Origin of the sequence: Streptomyces justiciae (assembly GCF_015163075.1) — a bacterium.
Lineage (GTDB): Bacteria > Actinomycetota > Actinomycetes > Streptomycetales > Streptomycetaceae > Streptomyces > Streptomyces justiciae.
In genome coordinates this window covers 67,433-89,465 of record NZ_JADDXU010000031.1, presented here as the reverse complement: position 1 = coordinate 89,465, position 22,033 = coordinate 67,433, and the positions used below count along the sequence as shown (strand labels likewise).

Annotated in this window: 21 protein-coding genes and 3 tRNA genes; 20 read left to right on the top strand and 4 right to left on the bottom strand. The window is 68.7% G+C overall.

Annotated elements, in window-relative coordinates; translation table 11 throughout:
- Positions 1–36: 36 nt before the first annotated feature.
- On the bottom strand, positions 37–693 hold the full coding sequence (locus IQ210_RS45210; RefSeq protein WP_194085075.1) for an NAD(P)H-binding protein: 657 nt from the start codon (positions 691–693) through the stop codon (positions 37–39).
- Between the two features lie 226 nt (positions 694–919).
- Positions 920–2,176, bottom strand: coding sequence for an amidohydrolase family protein (locus tag IQ210_RS45205; RefSeq protein WP_194085074.1), 1,257 nt, complete (start codon positions 2,174–2,176; stop codon positions 920–922).
- 238 nt (positions 2,177–2,414) lie between these two features.
- Here IQ210_RS45205 and IQ210_RS45200 point away from each other — a divergent pair.
- From IQ210_RS45200 to IQ210_RS45160, 9 genes are all read left to right on the top strand, one after another.
- Positions 2,415–2,487, top strand: a tRNA-Thr gene (locus IQ210_RS45200).
- A gap of 46 nt (positions 2,488–2,533) precedes the next feature.
- Positions 2,534–2,606, top strand: a tRNA-Met gene (locus IQ210_RS45195).
- Between the two features lie 90 nt (positions 2,607–2,696).
- Positions 2,697–2,861 (top strand): 50S ribosomal protein L33, encoded by a 165-nt coding sequence (gene rpmG, locus IQ210_RS45190; RefSeq protein WP_003948671.1) that lies wholly within the window; start codon positions 2,697–2,699, stop codon positions 2,859–2,861.
- A gap of 162 nt (positions 2,862–3,023) precedes the next feature.
- Complete coding sequence (locus tag IQ210_RS45185; protein WP_194085073.1) at positions 3,024–3,476, top strand: MaoC family dehydratase N-terminal domain-containing protein; 453 nt, start codon at positions 3,024–3,026, stop codon at positions 3,474–3,476.
- Between the two features lie 8 nt (positions 3,477–3,484).
- Entirely contained in the window at positions 3,485–3,913 is a 429-nt protein-coding gene (locus IQ210_RS45180; RefSeq protein ID WP_097267757.1) for a MaoC family dehydratase, read from the top strand.
- A gap of 163 nt (positions 3,914–4,076) precedes the next feature.
- Positions 4,077–4,646: a TetR/AcrR family transcriptional regulator gene (locus tag IQ210_RS45175; RefSeq protein WP_194085072.1), complete on the top strand. Its 570-nt coding sequence runs from the start codon at positions 4,077–4,079 to the stop codon at positions 4,644–4,646.
- Between the two features lie 78 nt (positions 4,647–4,724).
- Positions 4,725–6,170, top strand: coding sequence for an MFS transporter (locus tag IQ210_RS45170; RefSeq protein WP_194085071.1), 1,446 nt, complete (start codon positions 4,725–4,727; stop codon positions 6,168–6,170).
- Positions 6,171–6,858: 688 nt separating this feature from the next.
- Positions 6,859–7,914, top strand: coding sequence for a UDP-N-acetylmuramate dehydrogenase (locus IQ210_RS45165; protein WP_194085070.1), 1,056 nt, complete (start codon positions 6,859–6,861; stop codon positions 7,912–7,914).
- A gap of 79 nt (positions 7,915–7,993) precedes the next feature.
- A complete protein-coding gene (locus tag IQ210_RS45160; RefSeq protein ID WP_194085069.1) occupies positions 7,994–8,701 on the top strand; it encodes a hypothetical protein in 708 nt (235 codons plus the stop codon).
- Here IQ210_RS45160 and IQ210_RS45155 read toward each other — a convergent pair.
- Both IQ210_RS45155 and IQ210_RS45150 read right to left on the bottom strand, forming a co-directional pair.
- Entirely contained in the window at positions 8,646–9,686 is a 1,041-nt protein-coding gene (locus tag IQ210_RS45155; RefSeq protein ID WP_194085068.1) for an adenosine deaminase, read from the bottom strand. The two genes, IQ210_RS45160 and IQ210_RS45155, sit on opposite strands and share 56 nt — an antisense overlap.
- 121 nt (positions 9,687–9,807) lie before the next feature.
- Positions 9,808–11,034 carry a pyridoxal phosphate-dependent aminotransferase gene (locus IQ210_RS45150; protein ID WP_194085067.1) on the bottom strand — a complete coding sequence of 409 codons (1,227 nt, stop codon included), beginning with the start codon at positions 11,032–11,034 and terminating at the stop codon, positions 9,808–9,810.
- Positions 11,035–11,331: 297 nt separating this feature from the next.
- Between IQ210_RS45150 and IQ210_RS45145 the strand changes: the two genes are divergently transcribed.
- From IQ210_RS45145 to rpoB, 11 genes are all read left to right on the top strand, one after another.
- A tRNA-Trp gene (locus tag IQ210_RS45145) sits at positions 11,332–11,404 on the top strand.
- 108 nt (positions 11,405–11,512) lie between these two features.
- Positions 11,513–11,800 (top strand): preprotein translocase subunit SecE, encoded by a 288-nt coding sequence (gene secE / locus IQ210_RS45140; protein WP_194085066.1) that lies wholly within the window; start codon positions 11,513–11,515, stop codon positions 11,798–11,800.
- 81 nt (positions 11,801–11,881) lie between these two features.
- Entirely contained in the window at positions 11,882–12,742 is an 861-nt protein-coding gene (nusG, locus tag IQ210_RS45135; RefSeq protein WP_194085065.1) for a transcription termination/antitermination protein NusG, read from the top strand.
- Positions 12,743–12,756: 14 nt separating this feature from the next.
- Complete coding sequence (locus IQ210_RS45130) at positions 12,757–13,284, top strand: DUF3592 domain-containing protein (protein ID WP_194085064.1); 528 nt, start codon at positions 12,757–12,759, stop codon at positions 13,282–13,284.
- Positions 13,285–13,403: 119 nt separating this feature from the next.
- On the top strand, positions 13,404–13,838 hold the full coding sequence (gene rplK / locus IQ210_RS45125; protein ID WP_079312374.1) for a 50S ribosomal protein L11: 435 nt from the start codon (positions 13,404–13,406) through the stop codon (positions 13,836–13,838).
- An 81-nt stretch (positions 13,839–13,919) separates the two neighbouring features.
- On the top strand, positions 13,920–14,645 hold the full coding sequence (rplA, locus tag IQ210_RS45120; RefSeq protein ID WP_079312376.1) for a 50S ribosomal protein L1: 726 nt from the start codon (positions 13,920–13,922) through the stop codon (positions 14,643–14,645).
- A 130-nt stretch (positions 14,646–14,775) separates the two neighbouring features.
- Positions 14,776–15,699 carry a hypothetical protein gene (locus IQ210_RS45115; RefSeq protein ID WP_194085063.1) on the top strand — a complete coding sequence of 308 codons (924 nt, stop codon included), beginning with the start codon at positions 14,776–14,778 and terminating at the stop codon, positions 15,697–15,699.
- Between the two features lie 114 nt (positions 15,700–15,813).
- Positions 15,814–16,674: a LolA-like protein gene (locus IQ210_RS45110; protein WP_194085062.1), complete on the top strand. Its 861-nt coding sequence runs from the start codon at positions 15,814–15,816 to the stop codon at positions 16,672–16,674.
- A gap of 276 nt (positions 16,675–16,950) precedes the next feature.
- On the top strand, positions 16,951–17,481 hold the full coding sequence (rplJ, locus tag IQ210_RS45105) for a 50S ribosomal protein L10 (protein WP_194085061.1): 531 nt from the start codon (positions 16,951–16,953) through the stop codon (positions 17,479–17,481).
- Positions 17,482–17,603: 122 nt separating this feature from the next.
- The gene (gene rplL, locus IQ210_RS45100) at positions 17,604–17,987 is read left to right on the top strand and encodes a 50S ribosomal protein L7/L12 (RefSeq protein WP_194085079.1); all 384 of its coding nucleotides are present in this window, start codon (positions 17,604–17,606) and stop codon (positions 17,985–17,987) included.
- Between the two features lie 539 nt (positions 17,988–18,526).
- Positions 18,527–22,012 (top strand): DNA-directed RNA polymerase subunit beta, encoded by a 3,486-nt coding sequence (gene rpoB / locus IQ210_RS45095; RefSeq protein ID WP_194085060.1) that lies wholly within the window; start codon positions 18,527–18,529, stop codon positions 22,010–22,012.
- Positions 22,013–22,033: the final 21 nt, after the last annotated feature.

Here is a 22,033-nt window from a genome sequence, read left to right as displayed (position 1 = left end):
TCTAGCCGCGGCCCCGCCCCGAGCGCGCCGCCTCTCTCAGTTCCCGGCCACCGACTTCACCGCCACCGACACCGGCACCGACCCGCCGACCAGCTCCAGGGTCAGCCCGGCCGTCGCCGGAGTCTCCAGCAGCTCCGCCAGTACGGCGGCCACGTCGTCGCGCGGGATCGGGCCACGGCCGGTGTGCGCCTCCAGACGTACGAGACCGGTACCGGCGTCGTTCGTCAGCTGGCCGGGGCGCAGGATCGTCCAGTCCAGGGCGTCGAGGCCGCGGACGTACCGGTCGGCCTCGCCCTTGGCCCGCAGATAGACGTCGAAGACGTCGTCGCCCTTGTGCTCGGGATCGGCGCCCATCGACGACACGACCACGTGACGCCGTACGCGAGCCCGGACCGCCGCGTCCGCGAACAGCACCGCCGCACCCTTGTCCACCGTGTCCTTGCGCGCCACGCCGCTGCCCGGACCCGCGCCCGCCGCGAAGACCGCCGCGTCCGCGCCCTGCAGATGGGCCGCGACCTCCTCGACGGAAGCCGACTCCAGATCCAGCAGGACCGGTTCGGCACCGGCTTCCCGCAGGGCGTCACCCTGTTCCGCCTTGCGGATGATGCCCGCGACCTCGTTCCCACGCGCGGCGAGCAGGCGCTCCAGCCGCAACGCGATCTGACCATGACCACCAGCGATGACGATGCGCATGCCTTCGACCGTACGCCCGTACGCCGACATTCGCCGTACGACCGTCTCCGGCACGCGGCCGCATCAGACGTACGACCGCGCCGGCCGGGGGAGTTGAGCTCCGCCCCGCCCATCACGACGGCACCCGCCGCCCCCTCCTCGGCCCACCCGGATCAGCACCCGTCGCCGCTCAGGCTCGCGCCGCACCGTCGCCACTCACGCTCACGCCCCACCGCCCCCAGCGCCCCTAAGACGGCTCCCCCCGCCCCTGCCGAGGCAGCCCCAACTCCGCAGCCGCCGCCGAGTCGCAGAACTCCCGTACCGCGCTCGTCCGCGCCACCACACGCCCCCGATGCACCACGATGCGGCTGTAGGCGAGCGACAGCGCCCCCGCCAGCCGTTCCCCGCGCACCGCGAGCAGCTCGGCCGGGAAACCCGCCTCCACGCGCACCTCGGGCAGCCCCAGCACGGCGCGCGCGGACGTGCTGACGGTGTCGTACGCCTCCTCGGGACGCAGGCCGTTCCGCGAGGCCAGGAGGTACGCCGCCTCCAACGGGTCCCCGCGGCCCACCGGGTTGGACACGTCCCGCAATGCGCCGCTCCCGGCCGCCACCCGCACGCCGGCCGCGCGCAGCAGCCGTACAGGAGCCGTGCCGCGCCGTTCCACGCCCGCGCAGCCGCCCTGCGGCAGGCATACGACCGTCACGCCGGCCGCGGCGAGCTGGTCGGCGGTGCGGGAGGCGACCTCGGAGGGGAGGCGGCCGAGGCTGCCGCAGGGGCTCAGGGTGACGCCGGGACGCAGACCACCGGCCATGGCGGCGAGGCGGGACAGGCGGGCGGGGTCGGTGGCGTCGGTGTGGAGGTCGACCGGGCAGCCGTGTTCGGACGCCATGTCCAGGACCGCCTGGACATAGCCGGTGGGGTCCGGGTCGAGGTCGGGGCAGCCGCCGACCACCGAGGCGCCCATCTTCACCGCGTCCCGCAGCATCGCGAGCCCCTCCGCCCCGGCCACGCCGGTCAGCAGCCGCGGCATCGCCACCGCCGTCAGCTCGGTGAGCCCGCGCAGCGAACGCCGGGCCTGGAGCACGGCGGCCAGCGCGCCCAGCCCCTGGACGTCGCCCACGCGCACGTGAGCGCGCAACGCGGTCGCCCCGTGCCCGAGTTGGAGCAGCGCGGCCTCGGTGGCCCGGCGCTGGACGTCCTGGGGGTCGTACGAGACCGGGCCGCCGGTGTCGTCGGAGAGGGCGGTGTCGCCGTGGGCGTGCGGCTCGACGGGGGCCGGGAGGAGCAGATAGCCGCTCAGGTCCACACGCGTCCCGCACGCGCGCGTGCCGCCCGCCGCCAGGCTGCCCGCCGTGCCCACCGCCTCGATGCGCCCGCCGCCGAGCCGTACGTCCACGGTCCTGCCGTCGGTCAGCCGTGCCCCGCACAGCAGCAGTGAGGTGGTGTCGGAGGCGCCGGACGAGGACGACGAGGGGGGCGGCTGCGGCTGGCTGTCGGGCATCGCGCTCCAGGGGCTCAAGGTCAAGGCTCGTGGCGGGGACGCAAGATCACGGAGAGTGAGTCGAGCCTAGGGTGGCGATCCGCTCACGGCGCGGAGGAGCGCAATAGTCGTACCGGTGTGGTCCGCCGTACGGGAGAGGCTTCGGAGGCCGGTGGGAAGGGCGCCGGAGCGGGCGCGGGCGGGGCCTCGAAACGGATTTGGGTGAACCGCTGCGGACCGTGTAATGTCTTCATCGCTCGCCCCAATAGCTCAGTCGGCAGAGCGTCTCCATGGTAAGGAGAAGGTCTACGGTTCGATTCCGTATTGGGGCTCTGGTGTGTGAGGTTCCCGTCGCAAGGCGGGGACGGATCGCATCACAGCGGTGTAGCTCAGTCGGTAGAGCAAGCGGCTCATAATCGCTGTGTCACCGGTTCAAGTCCGGTCACCGCTACTGACAGTAGCCGATTGTGGGGTCGGTCCTTCGATCGGCTACTCTTCTTTGCGTTAAATCAGTCCTATCCGTTCGTCAAGGAGCACTCACGTGGCTGCCACCGACGTCCGCCCGAAGATCACGCTGGCCTGCGTGGAGTGCAAGGAGCGGAACTACATCACCAAGAAGAACCGGCGTAACAACCCGGACCGACTGGAGATGAAGAAGCACTGCCCGCGTTGCAACGCGCACACCGCGCACCGCGAGACGCGATAAATCAGGCTCGTACGCGAGGCCGCCCCCAGCAGTCAGGGGGGCGGCCTCGCGTCGTTCATGGGCCGATACCGGCCAGTACCCGGTACGCCGATACCCGGCCAGTACCCAGTGCGCCGATGCCGGCCCGTACCCAGTACCCAGCGATCAGGAGGTGCCGAGTCCATGGCGCTCGACCAGTCCTTCGTGGGGCGGACCTACCCGCCCACCGACCCCTATGAGGTGGGCCGGGAGAAGATCCGTGAGTTCGCGGAGGCCGTGGGGGACGCCAACCCGGCGTACACCGACCCGGACGCGGCCAAGGCGCTCGGTCACCCCGATGTGATCGCCCCGCCGACCTTCGTGTTCTCGATCACCTTCAGGGCCGCGGGCCAGGTCGTCGCCGACCCGCAACTGGGCCTGGACTACAGCCGCGTCGTGCACGGCGACCAGAAGTTCGCCTACGCCCGCCCGGTCCGCGCGGGCGACCGTCTGACGGTCACCTCCACCATCGAGGCGATCAAGTCCCTGGCGGGCAACGACATCCTGGACATCCGTGGTGAGGTCCACGACGAGGCCGGCGAGCACGTGGTGACCGCCTGGACCAAGCTCGTCGCGCGCGCGGCCGAGGAGGCGTGAGGAAGACGATGACGGCGAAGATCGCATACGACGACGTCGAGGTCGGCACCGAGCTGCCCGCCCAGACCTTTCCCGTGACCCGCGCCACGCTCGTGCAGTACGCGGGCGCCTCCGGGGACTTCAACCCCATCCACTGGAACGAGAAGTTCGCCAAGGAGGTCGGACTGCCGGACGTCATCGCGCACGGCATGTTCACCATGGCCGAGGCGATCCGCGTGGTGACGGACTGGGTCGGCGACCCGGGGGCCGTCGCCGAGTACGGCGTCCGCTTCACCAAGCCCGTCGTCGTCCCGAACGACGACCAGGGTGCCGTGATCGAGGTCAGCGGCAAGGTCGCGGCCAAGCTCGACGACAACACGGTCCGCGTGGACCTGACCGCGACCAGCGCCGGGCAGAAGGTGCTGGGGATGTCTCGGGCGGTTGTACGGCTGGCCTGAGCCGGGGGTGAAAGGCGAGCGGTAAGGGGCGTCCTCCATGGTGGGGCGCCCCTTACTGGTGTCAGGCCCCCTACCAGCCCCAACGGCCGGTGCGGTGAAGCCGTTCCTGGCACCGCCCCGAACCTCTTGACGTAGTTAGTGATTGAGTACTAACTTTCTACTCATGGCCAGGATGAGCGCAGAGGAGAGGCGCGAGAGCGTGATCCGCGCGGCGACGATCGAGTTCGCTCGCGGCGGTTACCACGGCACTTCGACCGAGGCGATCGCCAAGCGGGTCGGGGTCTCGCAGCCGTATCTCTTCCGGCTCTTCCCCGGCAAGAAGGCGATCTTCCTGGCGGCGTCGGAGCGGTGTGTGGAGGAAACCATCCGCACCTTCGAGGAGGCCGCCGAGGGGCTCCGGGGCGAAGACGCCCTGCATGCCATGGCGAACGCGTACACCAAGGTCATCGCGGAGTACCCGGAGCGGCTGCTGATGCAGATGCAGATGTACGTCGCCGTGGGCGCCGCCGAGGAGGAGGGCGACCACGAGTTCGGGGCGGCCGTGCGTGAGGGCTGGATGCGGTTGTGGGACACGGTCCATCTGCCGCTGGGTGCCGACGCGGGCGAGACGACGAACTTCCTGGCGTACGGGATGCTCATCAACTGCCTGGTCGCGATGGGGTTTCCGCCCGAGCACCGGGTGTGGGAGGGGATGTACCCGTCGGCGCGGGCCACGGGCCGGCTGGAGAAGTGAGTCACGAGGCGTCATCGCGCCTTTTCATGAGCGTGAAAGTTAGTAATCAATAACTATCTAGGCAGCTCTGGGGGAGCAATGTCACAGCAAGTCGCACAGAAGCCGTCACGCGGGGGAGCCGTCTGGGCCCTCGTCATCACCAGCGTCGCCGGGTTCATGGCGGCCCTCGACAACCTCGTCGTCACCACCGCCCTGCCCTCCATCCGCGAGGACCTCGGCGGCGGGCTGCACGACCTGGAATGGACGGTGAGCGCCTACACCCTCACCTTCGCCGTCCTCCTCATGTTCGGCGCGGCGCTCGGTGACCGCTTCGGCCGCCGGCGGCTCTTCCTCACCGGCCTGACGATCTTCACCGCCGCCTCCGCGGGAGCGGCCCTCGCACCCGGCATCGACAGCCTCATCGCGGCCCGCGCGGTCCAGGGCGTAGGAGCGGCGATCATGATGCCGCTGACGCTCACACTGCTCACCGCCGCCGTGCCTGCGGCGAAGCGCGGGATGGCGTACGGCATCTGGGGCGCGGTGAACGGACTCGCCGTGGCCTCCGGACCACTGATCGGCGGGAGCCTGACCGAGCACATCTCCTGGCAGTGGATCTTCTGGCTGAACGTTCCGCTGGGCGTCGCCCTGCTGCCCCTGGCCCGGCTCCGACTCGCCGAGTCGTACGGCACCGGCGCCCCGCTCGACATCCCCGGCACGCTCCTCGCCAGCGGCGGGCTCTTCGGGATCGTCTACGGCCTGGTCCGCGGCCCGGCGGACGGCTGGACGGACGGCCTGGTCCTCACGGCCCTGTTCGCCGGGGCTGCCCTCCTCGCAGGCTTCGTGATCTACAGCACCCGCGCCAAGAACCCCATGCTTCCGATGCGGCTGTTCCGCTCGCGGGCCTTCTCCGGCATCAACGCGGCCAGTCTGCTGATGTTCCTCGGCATGTTCGGGTCGATCTTCCTGCTCAGTCAGTACATGCAGGGGGTGCTGGGGTACTCGCCGACCGAGGCGGGGCTGCGGATGCTGCCGTGGACGGGCATGCCGATGCTCGTCGCGCCGATCGCCGGCATCCTCTCCGACCGGATCGGCGGCCGTCCCGTCGTCGCTACCGGCCTCTTCTTCCAGGCGGCGGGGCTCGGGTACCTGGCGTCGGTCATCACCGTCGACGCGTCGTACGGCGTCCAGCTGCCCGGTCTGATCATCAGCGGGATCGGTATGGGGCTGTTCTTCGCTCCCGCATCCAACCTGGTCATGTCCAGCGTGCGGCGTTCGGAGCAGGGGATTGCTTCCGGGGCGAACAACGCGCTGCGTGAGGTGGGCGGCGCCTTGGGGATCGCGATCATGGGGTCGATCTTCTCGGCGCAGGGTGGATACGAGACCGGTCAGACGTTCGTCGACGGGTTGCGGCCCGCGCTGGTGACCGGGGCCGGGGTTGTGGCGCTGGCGGGTGTCGCGGCGCTGATGATTCCGCGGGGGCGTGCCGGGCGGGACGTCGTGGTGGAGGACGAGGCGTCGCTAGTACGGGAGACGGTCGCGGCCTGACCGAGGCGAGCGGCTCCGTCCCTTGGTGGGGGCGGGGCCGCTCGCATGCCGCCGTGATGGCAGGGGCCAACCGGCTTCCTCGCCCCCGCCGCCCCTACCCGTCCCATCCCCAGGGGCGCTGCCCCTTCGACCCCACCAGGGGGCTCCGCCCCCTGGACCCCCGCCGGCCCTGAAGGGGCCTCGTCCTCAAACGCCGGACGGGCTGAGTGATGCGGGCCGACGTATGGGGGGCGAGCAGGGCTGAGTGATGCGGGCCTGAGTGTCGGAGTCGGACGGGCTGATCGATGCGACCGGAGTGCCGGAGCCGGACGGGCTGGACGATACGGACCGGCGTATTGGAGTCGGAGGGGCCGAATGACGCGAGCCGGCGTATGGGAGCGCACCCCCGCGGACCCGCAGCCGCGTACGGCGGGAAGGGGACGTGTCGGCGTATTGGAGCGCACCCCCACGGCGAGGCAGCCGCGTTCGAACGTGAGGGGACGTGTCGGGGGGTGTCCGCCCGCAGCGGTTGGCGCGTCAACACGAGGACCCTCTATAAGTGACCGATTCCGCGCCGTTCCGAGGACGGACACCCCCCGGCGCGGCCCCGACCCCCGACGAACCACCCGCGCAAGACGCGAACCCCCACCCAGCCGCACCGCACCCGCACCCGCACAGCCCAGCGGCAGCGCCCACGTACCCTTGACCCGTGCAGGAACGACACGACGCCCCCCTCGCCCCGCTCACCACCTTCCGTCTCGGCGGCCCCGCCACCCGGCTGGTCACCGCCACCACCGACGCCGAGGTGATCGACGCCGTTCGCGAAGCGGACGACTCGGGTACGCCCCTCCTGCTCATCGGCGGTGGATCGAACCTGGTCATCGGCGACAAGGGGTTCGACGGCACCGCGCTCCTCATCGCCACCAAGGGCATCGAACTCACCGGCACCCGTCTGGAGCTCGCCGCGGGCGAAGTGTGGACCGACGCCGTCGCCCGCACCGTGGACGCCGGGCTCGCCGGTGTCGAATGCCTCGCCGGCATCCCCGGCTCCGCCGGCGCCACCCCCATCCAGAACGTCGGCGCCTACGGCCAGGAAGTCTCCGCCACGATCACCCACGTGATCGCCTACGACCGCGTCACCCGCGACACCGTCACCCTCACCAACGCCGACTGCGCCTTCTCGTACCGTCACAGCCGCTTCAAGGTCGACCCCGACCGGTACGTCGTCCTCCGCGTCCGCTTCGAGCTCGAGGACGCCGGCGGCCTCTCCGCGCCGATCAAGTACGCCGAGACGGCCCGCGCCCTGGGCGTCGAACCCGGCGACCGAGTCCCCCTCGCCGACGCGCGCGCGACCGTGCTGAAGCTGCGCTCAGGCAAGGGCATGGTCCTCGACCCCGACGACCACGACACCTGGTCGGCCGGTTCCTTCTTCACCAACCCGATCCTCGCCGACGCCGACTTCGCCGCCTTCCACGCGCGCGTGCGCCGGCACCTCGGCCCTGACGCCCAGCCCCCCGCCTACCCCGCCGGCCCCGGCCACACCAAGACCTCCGCAGCCTGGCTGATCGACAAGGCCGGCTTCACCAAGGGCTACGGCACCGGCCCCGCCCGCATCTCCACCAAGCACACCCTCGCCCTCACCAACCGCGGCGAGGCCACCACGGAGGACCTCCTCGCCCTCGCCCGCGAGGTCGTCGCGGGAGTGCACCGCACCTTCGGCGTCACCCTCGTCAACGAACCGGTGACCGTCGGCGTGACCCTGTAGGCGCCCGGAATCTCGGTTGCCAGGCCCCGCTCACGACCGGAACCCTTGAGGCCATGACGTACCTCTCCAGGGTCCCGGCATGCGCCTGAGGCTGACCGAGTTCACCCCTCGCATCGGCCCCCACCGCCACCGCGTCGTCCGCCCCCGCACCCCGCTCCGCCACACCTCACTGAGCGCCCCCGACCCGATCGGCCTGCTCCTCGGCGATCACGACGGGCTGAACCGGCTAGCCGGCCTGTTCTCCTTCGCCGCCTACTCGCGCCACACGATCGTCCACGTCCCGCTGCGCGACGGAGTCCCACCCGACGAGGGATGGGGCGAACGGATCGACCTCGTCCTGGCCCACGACAGCGCCGGCCTGCGCGCGAGCCAGTGGCCCGAGCTGCGCCGCCGCCTCACCCGCGGCACCCCGCTGACCGTACGCACCGACGAGGCCCGTACCGCGCGGGACATGGAGTCCTGGCGCGCCCGCCGGTACCACGCGGACGCCCGGAACGAGCTGCGGCACGCCACCCACGCGCGGACGCTGTTCCTCTTCGGCACCAGGGACCTCTTCGTCGAGCTGGCCACCGAGTTCGCCCACGCGGCCGGCTGGGGACCGCTCGAGAAGCACGCCGCCAAGGGGAACATGGCGTTCATGACGGCCTTCACGCTCGCCGAGCCACCCGGAACCGGCGGGCACCCCTTGGAGGTGGACATCTGCTTCAAGCCGTATCCGCCCTACGCCCACTTCAAGAGGCCGGGCGAGCGAGCCACTCGTCCACGCCGGCCAGCAGCCGCGTCTTGACGACTTCCGGCGCCGCCGACCCCCGCACCGACTGGCGGGCCAGCTCCGCCAGCTCCCGGTCGGTGAACCCGTGATACTGCCGGGCGATCTCGTACTGCGCCGCGAGCCGTGAGCCGAACAGCAGTGGGTCGTCGGCGCCGAGGGCCATCGGCACCCCCGCCTCGAACAACGTCCGCAGCGGCACGTCCTCCGGCTTCTCGTACACCCCGAGCGCCACGTTCGAGGCCGGACACACCTCGCAGGTTACCCCCCGGTCGGCCAGCCGCTTGAGCAGCCGCGGGTCCTCCGCGGCCCGCACCCCGTGCCCGATGCGGTGCGCGTCGAGGTCGTCGAGACAGTCCCGTACGGACGACGGCCCGGTCAGCTCCCCGCCGTGCGGCGCGGACAGCAGCCCGCCGTCGCGCGCGATGGCGAACGCCCGGTCGAAGTCCCGCGCCATACCGCGCCGTTCGTCGTTGGAGAGCCCGAAGCCGACGACGCCCCGGTCCGCGTACCGCACCGCGAGGCGCGCCAGCGTCCGCGCGTCCAGCGGGTGCTTCATCCGGTTCGCGGCCACCAGCACCCGCATCCCGAGCCCGGTCTCCCGCGAGGTCGTCTCCACCGCGTCGAGGATGATCTCCAGCGCCGGGATCAGCCCGCCGAGGCGTGGGGCGTACGACGTCGGGTCGACCTGGATCTCCAGCCACCCCGAGCCGTCCCGGACGTCCTCCTCCGCCGCCTCCCGCACCAGCCGCTGGATGTCCTCGGGCCGCCTGAGGCACGAACGCGCCGCGTCGTAGAGCCGCTGGAACCGGAACCAGCCCCGCTCGTCCGTGGCCCGCAGCCGCGGCGGCTCCCCACTGGTGAGGGCCTCCGTCAGCGCCTCGGGCAGTCGTACGCCGTACTTGTCGGCCAGTTCCAGAACCGTCCCGGGCCGCATGGACCCGGTGAAGTGCAGGTGCAGATGGGCTTTCGGCAGCTCAGAGACATCACGTACACGCTCCATTCGCCGATCCTGCCGTACGCCCCGGCCGTCCCGGTAGCGCTTTCCCCGAACGTGGTCTTGCTCGCACGCAAACACGAAGCGGGCCGCCTCCCGAAGGAGACGGCCCGCCCGGCGCACAAAGTCAGTCCCTGGCCTCGGCCAGCAGCTTCTGGATCCGCGAGACACCCTCGACGAGGTCCTCGTCGCCCAGCGCGTACGACAGCCGCAGATAGCCCGGCGTACCGAAGGCCTCACCCGGGACGACCGCGACCTCGGCCTCCTCCAGGATCAGCGCGGCCAGCTCGACCGTGTCCTGCGGACGCTTGCCGCGGATCTCCTTGCCGATGAGGGCCTTGACCGACGGGTAGGCGTAGAACGCGCCCTCGGGCTCGGGGCACAGGACGCCGTCGATCTCGTTGAGCATCCGCACGATCGTCTTGCGGCGCCGGTCGAAGGCCTCCTTCATCTTCTCGACGGCCGACAGGTCGCCGGAGACGGCGGCCAGCGCGGCCACCTGGGCGACGTTGGAGACGTTCGAGGTGGCGTGCGACTGGAGGTTCGTCGCGGCCTTGACCACGTCCTTCGGACCGATGACCCAGCCCACGCGCCAGCCCGTCATGGCGTACGTCTTCGCCACACCGTTGACGACGATGGTCTTGTCGGCCAGCTCGGGCACGACCACCGGGAGGGAGTGGAACTCGGCGTCGCCGTAGACCAGGTGCTCGTAGATCTCGTCGGTCAGGACCCACAGGCCCTTCTCGGCGGCCCAGCGGCCGATCTCCTCGATCTGCGCACGGGTGTAGACGGCGCCGGTCGGGTTGGAGGGGGAGACGAAGAGCAGCACCTTGGTGTTCTCGGTGCGCGCCGCCTCCAGCTGCTCGACCGAGACGCGGTAGCCGGTGGTCTCGTCAGCGACGACCTCCACCGGGACACCGCCGGCGAGACGGATCGACTCCGGGTACGTCGTCCAGTACGGGGCCGGGACGATGACCTCGTCGCCCGGGTCGAGGATCGCGGCGAAGGCCTCGTAGATGGCCTGCTTGCCGCCGTTGGTGACGAGGACCTGGCTCGCGTCGACCTCGTAGCCGGAGTCGCGGAGCGTCTTCGCGGCGATCGCGGCCTTCAGCTCGGGCAGCCCGCCGGCCGGCGTGTACCGGTGGTACTTCGGGTTCTTGCAGGCCTCGATGGCGGCCTCGACGATGTAGTCCGGGGTCGGGAAGTCGGGCTCACCGGCGCCGAAGCCGATCACCGGGCGCCCGGCGGCCTTCAGGGCCTTGGCCTTGGCGTCCACGGCGAGGGTGGCGGACTCGGAGATCGCGCCGACTCGGGCGGAGACCCGGCGCTCGGTGGGAGAGGTTGCAGCGCTCATGGGGCCCATCGTTTCAGACCGGAAACGCCCCCGGCACGCGGGTTTCACAGACTGAACAACCACTGAACAACCGTCCGGATTCACAGGGGTATTGGCGCGGTGGCCTGGGTGATCTTCGGCGGCCGTGCGGCCCCGGGCGGGACGATCTTCGGCCATCGCAGTCCCCACAGGCCCTTTCTGTTCGACGCTGGGCTCCGGAGCACGTACACTCTCACCTCGTTGGCCTCACAACGGCCGCGCTCATCCGGTGCACACCGAGCACTCGGGCGGATGCGGTACGTTTGGGGGGAACCACAAAGGGTCGTAGCTCAATTGGTAGAGCACCGGTCTCCAAAACCGGCGGTTGGGGGTTCAAGTCCCTCCGGCCCTGCTACACACACCTTCGCCAGGATGTGTGCGCATGTACGTACAGCAATGCACCGCCGTGCGGCTCAGACCGGGCGCGGCACGGCCACGACCCGGGAACAGGTGAGGACGAATGGCGGACGCCGTGGGCTCCATCGACACGCCTGATGCCCAGGACGAGGCGCCGGAGTCGAAGAAGAAGGCCCGCAAGGGCGGCAAGCGTGCCAAGAAGGGCCCGCTGAAGCGCCTCGCCATCTTCTACCGGCAGATCGTCGCAGAACTTCGCAAGGTCGTCTGGCCTACGCGCAGCCAGCTGACGACCTACACGACCGTGGTGATCGTCTTCGTGATCGTCATGATCGGCCTGGTCACCGTGATTGACTATGGACTCGACCACGCCGCCAAGTACGTCTTCGGCTGAGCAAAGTTGCGAAGGGCGCCGTGGTTACCGGCGCCCCTTTCGCATGTTCCACCCCTATGTATCCAGGAAGAAGCAGCCACCGTGTCTGACCAGAACCTGAACGACGCCATCGAGCCGGACGAGTCCGTGGAAGACGAGCTCGACATCGTCGAGGGCGCGGACGAGGACCTGGACGAGGTCGAGGCTGCCGATGAAGAGGCGGGCGACCCCGCCGAGGAAGCCGCCCTCCACGTCGAGGACGAAGACGCCGAGGACGAGTCCGGCGGCGACGTCGAGGACGTCGAGGACGAGGAAGAGGCTGTCGAGGAGGAGCCGGCCGAGCCGGTCGACCCCGTCGTCGCCCTGCGCGAAGAACTGCGCACCCTCCCCGGCGAGTGGTACGTCATCCACACCTACGCCGGTTACGAGAACCGCGTGAAGACCAACCTCGAGCAGCGCGCCGTCTCGCTCAACGTCGAGGACTACATCTTCCAGGCCGAGGTGCCGCAGGAAGAGGTCGTCCAGATCAAGAACGGCGACCGCAAGACGATCCGTCAGAACAAGCTCCCCGGCTACGTCCTGGTGCGCATGGACCTGACGAACGAGTCCTGGGGTGTCGTCCGCAACACGCCCGGCGTCACCGGCTTCGTGGGCAACGCCTACGACCCGTACCCGCTGACCCTGGACGAGATCGTGAAGATGCTCGCCCCGGAGGCCGAGGAGAAGGCCGCCCGCGAGGCCGCCGAGGCCGAGGGCAAGCCCGCTCCGCAGCGCAAGGTCGAGGTCCAGGTGCTGGACTTCGAGGTCGGCGACTCGGTCACCGTCACCGACGGCCCGTTCGCCACGCTGCAGGCCACGATCAACGAGATCAACGCCGACTCGAAGAAGGTCAAGGGCCTCGTCGAGATCTTCGGCCGCGAGACCCCGGTCGAGCTGTCCTTCGACCAGATCCAGAAGAACTGAAGTCAGGCCCGTCGTTGGCCGACATACGCAGTGAGGGCGCCCCGCCGGTGGATTCCGGCCAGGGGCGCCTTCGCCGTTTCCGCTGGCCCCTCGTCTTCCTGGCACTGGCGGCCCTCTTCGCCGTCGCGCCGGCCTATGTGAGCGTCACCCAGTGGCAGCGCGTGGCCGAGGTGCAGGGCGGCGTCCGCGCGGTCGGCACCTTCCACTCCGACGGTCAGAGCAACTGCTGGAGCCACCGCTGCTGGGTCGAGTTCGACCTCGACGGCAAACGGATCGAGGCGGATCTGCCGGCGCTCACCCAGACCCGGGAGAACAAGGTCTCGCGGGACGGCAAACCGATCATCGTCCGGTACCTGCCCTCCGACCCGACGAGGGCGGCCGAGGAGGACGGGTACGGCTATGTGGGCGCCATCACCGCCGCGCTCTCCCTGCCCGTCCTGGTCCTGCTGATCCTCTGCGTCGGCACCCTGGTCTCCGTGCTGCGGGGACGGCCGCCCTTCGCCCCGTGGTCGTCGCCGACACCGCCTCCGCCGCCGTCCTGAGCTGCCGATTTCATGTCCTGAGGGAAGAGCGGCTATCGTGGTGCGGTATGCCATCTGCCTGATGATTCATCCGAATGACGCAGGTGGTAACCAACTCTCAGTAAGGACCCGGAGAGAGCATGCCTCCCAAGAAGAAGAAGGTCACGGGGCTCATCAAGCTCCAGATCCAGGCCGGTGCGGCCAACCCGGCTCCGCCGGTCGGCCCCGCGCTGGGTCAGCACGGCGTCAACATCATGGAGTTCTGCAAGGCCTACAACGCCGCGACCGAGTCGCAGCGTGGCTGGGTGATCCCGGTGGAGATCACGGTCTACGAGGACCGCTCCTTCACCTTCATCACCAAGACGCCGCCGGCCGCGAAGATGATCCTCAAGGCCGCGGGTATCGAGAAGGGCTCCGGCGAGCCGCACAAGACCAAGGTCGCCAAGATCACCGAGGCGCAGGTCCGCGAGATCGCCACGACCAAGCTCCCCGACCTCAACGCCAACGACCTGGACGCCGCCGCGAAGATCATCGCCGGTACCGCGCGTTCCATGGGCGTCGTCGTCGAGGGCTGAGCCCCAACACCCGTACATCAGCAGAAGTGGCGGGGCCTGCTCGGCCCGGACCACGACTCCTAAGACTCACCAGGAGAAGCAGTGAGCAAGCGCAGCAAGTCTCTCCGCGCTGCGGACGCCAAGGTCGACCGGGACAAGCTCTACGCCCCGCTCGAGGCCGTCCGTCTCGCCAAGGAGACCTCCACGACCAAGTTCGACGGCACCGTCGAGGTCGCCTTCCGTCTGGGTGTCGACCCGCGCAAGGCCGACCAGATGGTCCGTGGCACCGTGAACCTTCCGCACGGCACCGGTAAGACCGCCCGGGTCCTGGTCTTCGCGACCGGCGACCGTGCCGAGGCCGCGCGTGCCGCGGGCGCCGACATCGTCGGCGCCGACGAGCTCATCGACGAGGTTTCGAAGGGCCGCCTGGACTTCGACGCCGTCGTCGCCACCCCGGACCTCATGGGCAAGGTCGGCCGTCTCGGCCGCGTCCTCGGCCCCCGTGGTCTCATGCCGAACCCCAAGACCGGCACCGTGACCCCGGACGTCGCCAAGGCTGTCAACGACATCAAGGGCGGCAAGATCGAGTTCCGCGTCGACAAGCACTCGAACCTGCACTTCATCATCGGCAAGACGTCCTTCGAGGACGACAAGCTGGTGGAGAACTACGGCGCCGCGCTGGAGGAGATCCTCCGTCTGAAGCCGTCCGCCGCCAAGGGTCGCTACATCAAGAAGGCCGCGATCAGCACCACGATCGGCCCCGGCATTCCGGTCGACCCGAACCGCACCCGCAACCTCCTCGTCGAGGAGGACCCGGCCGCGGTCTGAGCCTGAAGCTCACCGAAGTCAGGTCAGGGCCCCGCAACCTTTCGAGGTGCGGGGCCCGTCCCATTTCCGGGTACGTGTGTCAGTGCCCCGCGCTAACGTGCGGGACAGGAATCGCATAGGGGTGGGACGAATGAAGAGCACGAGTGTGCGCCGGATGGCTCTCGCGATCGCCGTGACGACCGCGCTGACGGGCCTGGCGGCCTGTTCGTCGGACGGGGGCTCGGGGGGCTCCGACAAGGACGACCAGGCCTCGGGGACCGGCAAGGGCGTCACCAAGGTCAGCCCGATAGCCGCGCTGCGCTCCGCCGAGAAGTCCACCGACGCCGCCGACTCCGCCAAGGTCGAGTCCACGACCGTCATGGGCTCGATGATGTCCATGACCGCCGACGGCGCCCTCGGCTGGGCCGACGGGATCTCCGGCACCGTCACCATCGAGTACACCGGCGGCACGCTCACCGACACCATGCGCCAGCTGGGCACCACCAAGATGGAGGCCCGGTACCTCCCCGACGCCTACTACGCGAAGATGGGCGACGCGTTCGCCGAGCAGGCCGGCGGCAAGCACTGGATCAGGTACGACTACGACGACCTCGCGGACCTCGCGGGCGGCTCCGGCGCGTACCTCAAGGACCAGATGCAGAACGCCACCCCCAACCAGTCGGTGAAGCTCCTGCTGGCCTCCGGGGACGTGAAGAAGGTCGGCGAGGAGAAGGTCCGCGGCAAGGACACCACGCACTACTCGGGCACCGTCGACGTCGCCGACCTCGCCGGCAAGAACTCCAGCCTCAGCGAGAGCCAGCTCGCCGACCTGAAGAAGCAGCTCGAACAGGCCGGGGTCACCACCGAGACCGTCGACATCTGGGTCGACGACCAGGACCTCCTGGTCAAGAAGGTGGAGAAGGGCCAGATGGCCACCGGAGCGCTGACGCAGACCGCCTACTACAGCGACTACGGCGTGCAGGTCTCCGCCGAGAAGCCCCCGGCGAGCGACACCGAGGACTTCAAGAAGCTCCTGGAGAAGCAGGGCGGCAGCGTCGCCGGCACCACCTCCTGAGCCACACGGAATTCATGAGACCGCTTACACCCCATCGGTTAGGCTCACGGTCCTGCTGTGAATCGACCATGTGTTCCGTGTGGTCGTGTTCCTTGTGTTCCTTGGGGGGAATCGATGGGGTTTTCGGTACGACGTTCCGCGCGCTCTCGGACGGTCGGCGTGGGGCTCGCCGCCGTGGCCCTCGCCGCCGGTGCGGTGAGCTGTTCCAAGGGGGAGTCCGAGGAGTCGCCCAAGATGACGCCGGCCGCCGCGGTGGCCAAGGCGGCGAAGAACTCGGACGACATCTCGTCCTTGCGCTACCGGATGACGGGTGAGTACCCGGAGCAGGGGCGCATCAAGGCCGAGGCCTCGATGCGGATCAAGCCCAGCATCGCCATGAGCATGAAGATGACGGCGCTGGACCAGGGCAAGGACGGCTCCGCGGAGATCCGGCTCGTCGACAAGGCCATGTACATCGGGGGCAACCCCGAGATGGCCAAGGAGATGGACGGCAAGACCTGGATGAAGTTCGACATGTCCGCGCTGAGCGACGAGCAGCTCGGCGGGGGCGCCGCCGGCGCCGGACAGGCCGAGCAGAACCCGGCCGCCGAGTCCACCTTCATGACCGGTGCCAAGGACGTGAAGAAGGTCGGCACCGAGAAGGTCGACGGGGTCGAGACCACCCACTACACGGGCACCCTCACCCTCGACGCGCTCCGCGACTCCTTCAAGGACGAGGACAAGGCGACCCGCGAGAAGCGCGAGAAGAGCGTCGAGCAGTACGAGAAGATGGGCGTCGACAAGCTCACGATGGACATGTGGATCGACGGTGACGACCACACCAAGCAGTTCCGCATGAAGGGCCCCGCCGACAAGGGCACGCTGGACCTGACCATCACCTTCCTCGACATCAACAAGCCGGTCACGGTCACGGCGCCGCCCGCCAAGGACACCGTCGACCTCGCCGAGATGATGAAGGAAGCCCAGAGCGGCTGAGCACCGTACGACCGGATTTGCCTCGCGGCGATCCGGTCACGTACTCTCCTACAGAAGCCAAAGACCGCTGGTCGTTGCCGTGTCCTCGTGAGAGGGCGCGGTGGCCGAAGGATCCGCTGATTACCGCGGACGACCCGCGCAGGTGACTGTGGAAGTTGCTCCCGTTCTGGATTCGTCCGAGATGGTTGAGCTACGCCCCGTGCGCCTGCGCCGGGGCGTTTCGTTTTTCGCAGCTCCTTCTGAGCGGTCCTCATCACCCGGAAGGAGGCCACGCTTATGGCAAGGCCCGACAAGGCTGCCGCGGTAGCCGAGCTCGCGGACCAGTTCCGCAGCTCGAACGCCGCTGTGCTGACCGAGTACCGGGGTCTCACCGTGGCGCAGCTCAAGACGCTGCGTCGTTCGCTCGGTGACGACGCCCAGTACGCCGTGGTGAAGAACACGCTGACCAAGATTGCGGCCAACGAGGCCGGGATCGACACGCTCGACGACCTGTTCAACGGTCCGACGGCGGTCGCCTTCATCACCGGTGACCCGGTGACGTCGGCGAAGGGTCTTCGTGACTTCGCCAAGGACAACCCGAACCTCGTCATCAAGGGCGGTGTCCTTGACGGCAAGGCGCTGTCCGCCGACGAGATCAAGAAGCTTGCGGACCTCGAGTCCCGCGAGGTTCTGCTCGCCAAGCTGGCGGGCGCCATGAAGGGCAAGCAGACGCAGGCTGCTCAGGTCTTCCAGGCGCTTCCGGCGAAGCTCGTCCGCACCGTGGACGCGCTTCGTGCCAAGCAGGACGAGCAGGGCGGTGCCGAGTAACTCGGCTCGCATCATGACCGCCGCCTGAGGCTCCCCGCCGAAGGAAGCGGTCGTAGCGGGCCGAACGTACGCCCGCCAGACATGTACATCCGGCACCAGCCGAATTGATTTGGAAGGAAGCCATCATGGCTCTCACCCAGGACGAACTGCTCGCCGAGTTCGAGGGCATGACCCTCATCCAGCTCTCCGAGTTCGTGAAGGCGTTCGAGGAGAAGTTCGACGTCACCGCCGCCGCGGCCGTCGCCGTTGCCGCCCCGGGTGCCCCGGGCGCCCCGGTCGAGGCCGCTGAGGAGAAGGACGAGTTCGACGTCATCCTCACCGGCGCCGGCGAGAAGAAGATCCAGGTCATCAAGGTCGTGCGTGAGCTGACCTCCCTGGGTCTGAAGGAGGCCAAGGACCTCGTCGACGGCACCCCGAAGCCGGTCCTCGAGAAGGTCAACAAGGAGGCCGCTGACAAGGCCGCCGAGTCCCTCAAGGCCGCGGGCGCGTCCGTCGAGGTCAAGTAAGACCTCTCGCAGGCCCCAGGGGCCTGTAACGCAGTAGCGCTGAAGAGCGATCATCCATCCGGGTGGTCGCTCTTCGGCGTTCTCGGGGTTCCAGTGGCGGCTGAGTTGTCCCCGAGGACGTGAGGGGTATGGTGATCTTCGCCGTGCCTCCGAGCACCCCTGGTGGCGACCGGTTTGGGCGAGACAGGCCTTGACGAACCGCACGCAGCGCGCAATTCTCAGGACGCGTCGCCAGAACGGTCCGAATCCGAGGCATGGATCGGCGACGAAGAGGGCAGTATCAACGTGCGTTGAGGGCAGGCATGCCGAAGGCGTTGAGGGTGACGAGGGTCAAAGAAAATCGGGGCTGGACATCAGTGCGCCAAGTGGCTACACTGACCCTTTGCGCTGCCTGTTAGCTGTCCCCTGCCCGTCACCAGGGGTCTGCCCTCGCCTCAGCAACGACGACCGAAACTCCCTCACCTGGGACTTCTGTCTTCGTGCGCGGGAGAGGGACCGGCACGCGCGTAGTGAGTCCGAGCCCTCGGAAGGACCCCCTCTTGGCCGCCTCGCGCAACGCCTCGACCGCGAATACGAACAACGGCGCCAGCACCGCCCCGCTGCGCATTTCCTTTGCAAAGATCAAGGAGCCTCTCGAGGTTCCGAACCTGCTCGCGCTGCAGACCGAGAGCTTTGACTGGCTGCTCGGGAACACCGCCTGGCAGAGTCGGGTCGAGGAGGCCCTGGAGTCCGGTCAGGACGTCCCCACGAAGTCCGGTCTGGAGGAGATCTTCGAGGAGATCTCCCCGATCGAGGACTTCTCCGGGTCGATGTCGCTGACGTTCCGTGACCACCGTTTCGAGCCGCCGAAGAACAGCATCGACGAGTGCAAGGACCGCGACTTCACGTACGCGGCCCCGCTCTTCGTGACGGCTGAGTTCACCAACAACGAGACCGGCGAGATCAAGTCCCAGACGGTCTTCATGGGCGACTTCCCGCTCATGACCCACAAGGGCACCTTCGTCATCAACGGCACCGAGCGTGTCGTGGTGTCGCAGCTGGTCCGTTCGCCGGGTGTCTACTTCGACTCCTCGATCGACAAGACGTCCGACAAGGACATCTTCTCCGCCAAGATCATCCCGTCCCGGGGTGCCTGGCTGGAGATGGAGATCGACAAGCGCGACATGGTCGGTGTGCGCATCGACCGCAAGCGCAAGCAGTCCGTGACCGTCCTGCTCAAGGCTCTCGGTTGGACGACCGAGCAGATCCTGGAGGAGTTCGGCGAGTACGAGTCCATGCGCGCCACCCTGGAGAAGGACCACACCCAGGGCCAGGACGACGCGCTGCTGGACATCTACCGCAAGCTGCGTCCGGGCGAGCCCCCCACGCGTGAGGCCGCGCAGACGCTGCTCGAGAACCTCTACTTCAACCCGAAGCGTTACGACCTCGCCAAGGTCGGCCGCTACAAGGTCAACAAGAAGCTGGGTGCGGAGGCTCCGCTCGACGCGGGCGTCCTGACCGTCGAGGACATCATCTCGACGATCAAGTACCTGGTGAAGCTGCACGCGGGCGAGACCGAGACGGTCGGCGACAGCGGCGCGAACATCGTCGTCGAGACCGACGACATCGACCACTTCGGCAACCGTCGTCTGCGCAGCGTCGGCGAGCTCATCCAGAACCAGGTCCGTACGGGTCTGGCGCGTATGGAGCGAGTCGTCCGCGAGCGCATGACGACCCAGGACGTCGAGGCGATCACGCCGCAGACCCTGATCAACATCCGGCCGGTCGTCGCCTCCATCAAGGAGTTCTTCGGCACCAGCCAGCTGTCGCAGTTCATGGACCAGAACAACCCGCTGTCGGGTCTGACGCACAAGCGTCGTCTCTCGGCGCTGGGCCCTGGTGGTCTGTCCCGTGAGCGGGCCGGCTTCGAGGTCCGTGACGTGCACCCGTCTCACTACGGCCGTATGTGCCCGATCGAGACGCCCGAAGGCCCGAACATCGGTCTGATCGGTTCGCTCGCCTCCTACGGCCGCGTCAACGCGTTCGGTTTCGTGGAGACGCCGTACCGCAAGGTCGTCGACGGTGTCGTCACCGACGAGGTCGACTACCTGACGGCCGACGAAGAGGACCGATTCGTCATCGCGCAGGCCAACGCCACGCTCGACGACGGCATGCGCTTCACCGAGAACCGCGTCCTGGTCCGCCGCCGTGGCGGCGAGGTCGACTACGTCCCCGGTGACGACGTGGACTACATGGACGTCTCGCCGCGCCAGATGGTGTCGGTCGCGACCGCCATGATCCCGTTCCTCGAGCACGACGACGCCAACCGTGCCCTCATGGGCGCGAACATGATGCGTCAGGCCGTGCCGCTGATTAAGTCCGAGTCCCCGCTCGTCGGCACCGGCATGGAGTACCGCTCCGCCGTCGACGCCGGCGACGTGGTCAAGGCCGAGAAGGCGGGTGTGGTCCAGGAGGTCTCCGCGGACTACATCACCACGGCCAACGACGACGGCACGTACATCACGTACCGCCTGGCCAAGTTCGCCCGCTCCAACCAGGGCACCTCGGTCAACCAGAAGGTCATCGTCAACGAGGGCGACCGGATCATCGAGGGCCAGGTCCTGGCTGACGGTCCGGCCACCGAGAACGGCGAGATGGCGCTGGGCAAGAACCTGCTCGTGGCGTTCATGCCGTGGGAGGGTCACAACTACGAGGACGCGATCATCCTGTCGCAGCGCCTCGTGCAGGACGACGTCCTCTCCTCGATCCACATCGAGGAGCACGAGGTCGACGCCCGTGACACCAAGCTCGGCCCCGAGGAGATCACCCGGGACATCCCGAACGTCTCCGAGGAGGTCCTCGCCGACCTCGACGAGCGCGGCATCATCCGGATCGGTGCCGAGGTCGTCGCCGGCGACATCCTCGTCGGCAAGGTCACGCCCAAGGGCGAGACCGAGCTGACCCCCGAGGAGCGCCTGCTCCGCGCGATCTTCGGTGAGAAGGCGCGCGAGGTCCGCGACACCTCCCTGAAGGTGCCGCACGGCGAGATCGGCAAGGTCATCGGCGTCCGCGTCTTCGACCGTGAGGAAGGCGACGAGCTGCCGCCGGGCGTGAACCAGCTGGTTCGTGTCTACGTGGCGCAGAAGCGCAAGATCACGGACGGTGACAAGCTCGCCGGCCGACACGGCAACAAGGGTGTCATCTCCAAGATCCTGCCCATCGAGGACATGCCGTTCCTCGAGGACGGGACCCCCGTCGACATCATCCTCAACCCGCTCGGTGTGCCGTCCCGAATGAACCCGGGACAGGTCCTGGAGATCCACCTCGGCTGGCTCGCCAGCCGCGGCTGGGACGTCTCCGGTCTCGCCGACGAGTGGGCGCAGCGCCTCCAGGCGATCGGCGCCGACTCCGTCGCGCCGGGCACCAACGTCGCGACCCCGGTCTTCGACGGTGCGCGTGAGGACGAGCTCGCGGGTCTGCTGAACCACACCATCCCGAACCGCGACGGCGAGCGCATGGTGCTCCCGACCGGTAAGGCGCGGCTGTTCGACGGCCGTAGCGGTGAGCCGTTCCCGGACCCGATCTCGGTCGGCTACATGTACATCCTGAAGCTGCACCACCTGGTCGACGACAAGCTGCACGCCCGCTCGACCGGTCCGTACTCGATGATCACCCAGCAGCCGCTGGGTGGTAAGGCTCAGTTCGGTGGCCAGCGCTTCGGTGAGATGGAGGTGTGGGCGCTGGAGGCTTACGGCGCCGCGTACGCCCTCCAGGAGCTGCTGACCATCAAGTCCGACGACGTCACCGGCCGCGTGAAGGTCTACGAGGCCATCGTCAAGGGCGAGAACATCCCCGAGCCCGGCATTCCCGAGTCCTTCAAGGTGCTCATCAAGGAAATGCAGTCCCTGTGCCTCAACGTGGAGGTGCTGTCCTCGGACGGCATGTCCATCGAGATGCGCGACACCGACGAGGATGTCTTCCGCGCTGCGGAGGAGCTCGGCATCGACCTGTCCCGGCGCGAGCCGAGCAGCGTCGAAGAGGTCTGACGGGAGTCCGGGGGCCTGCGT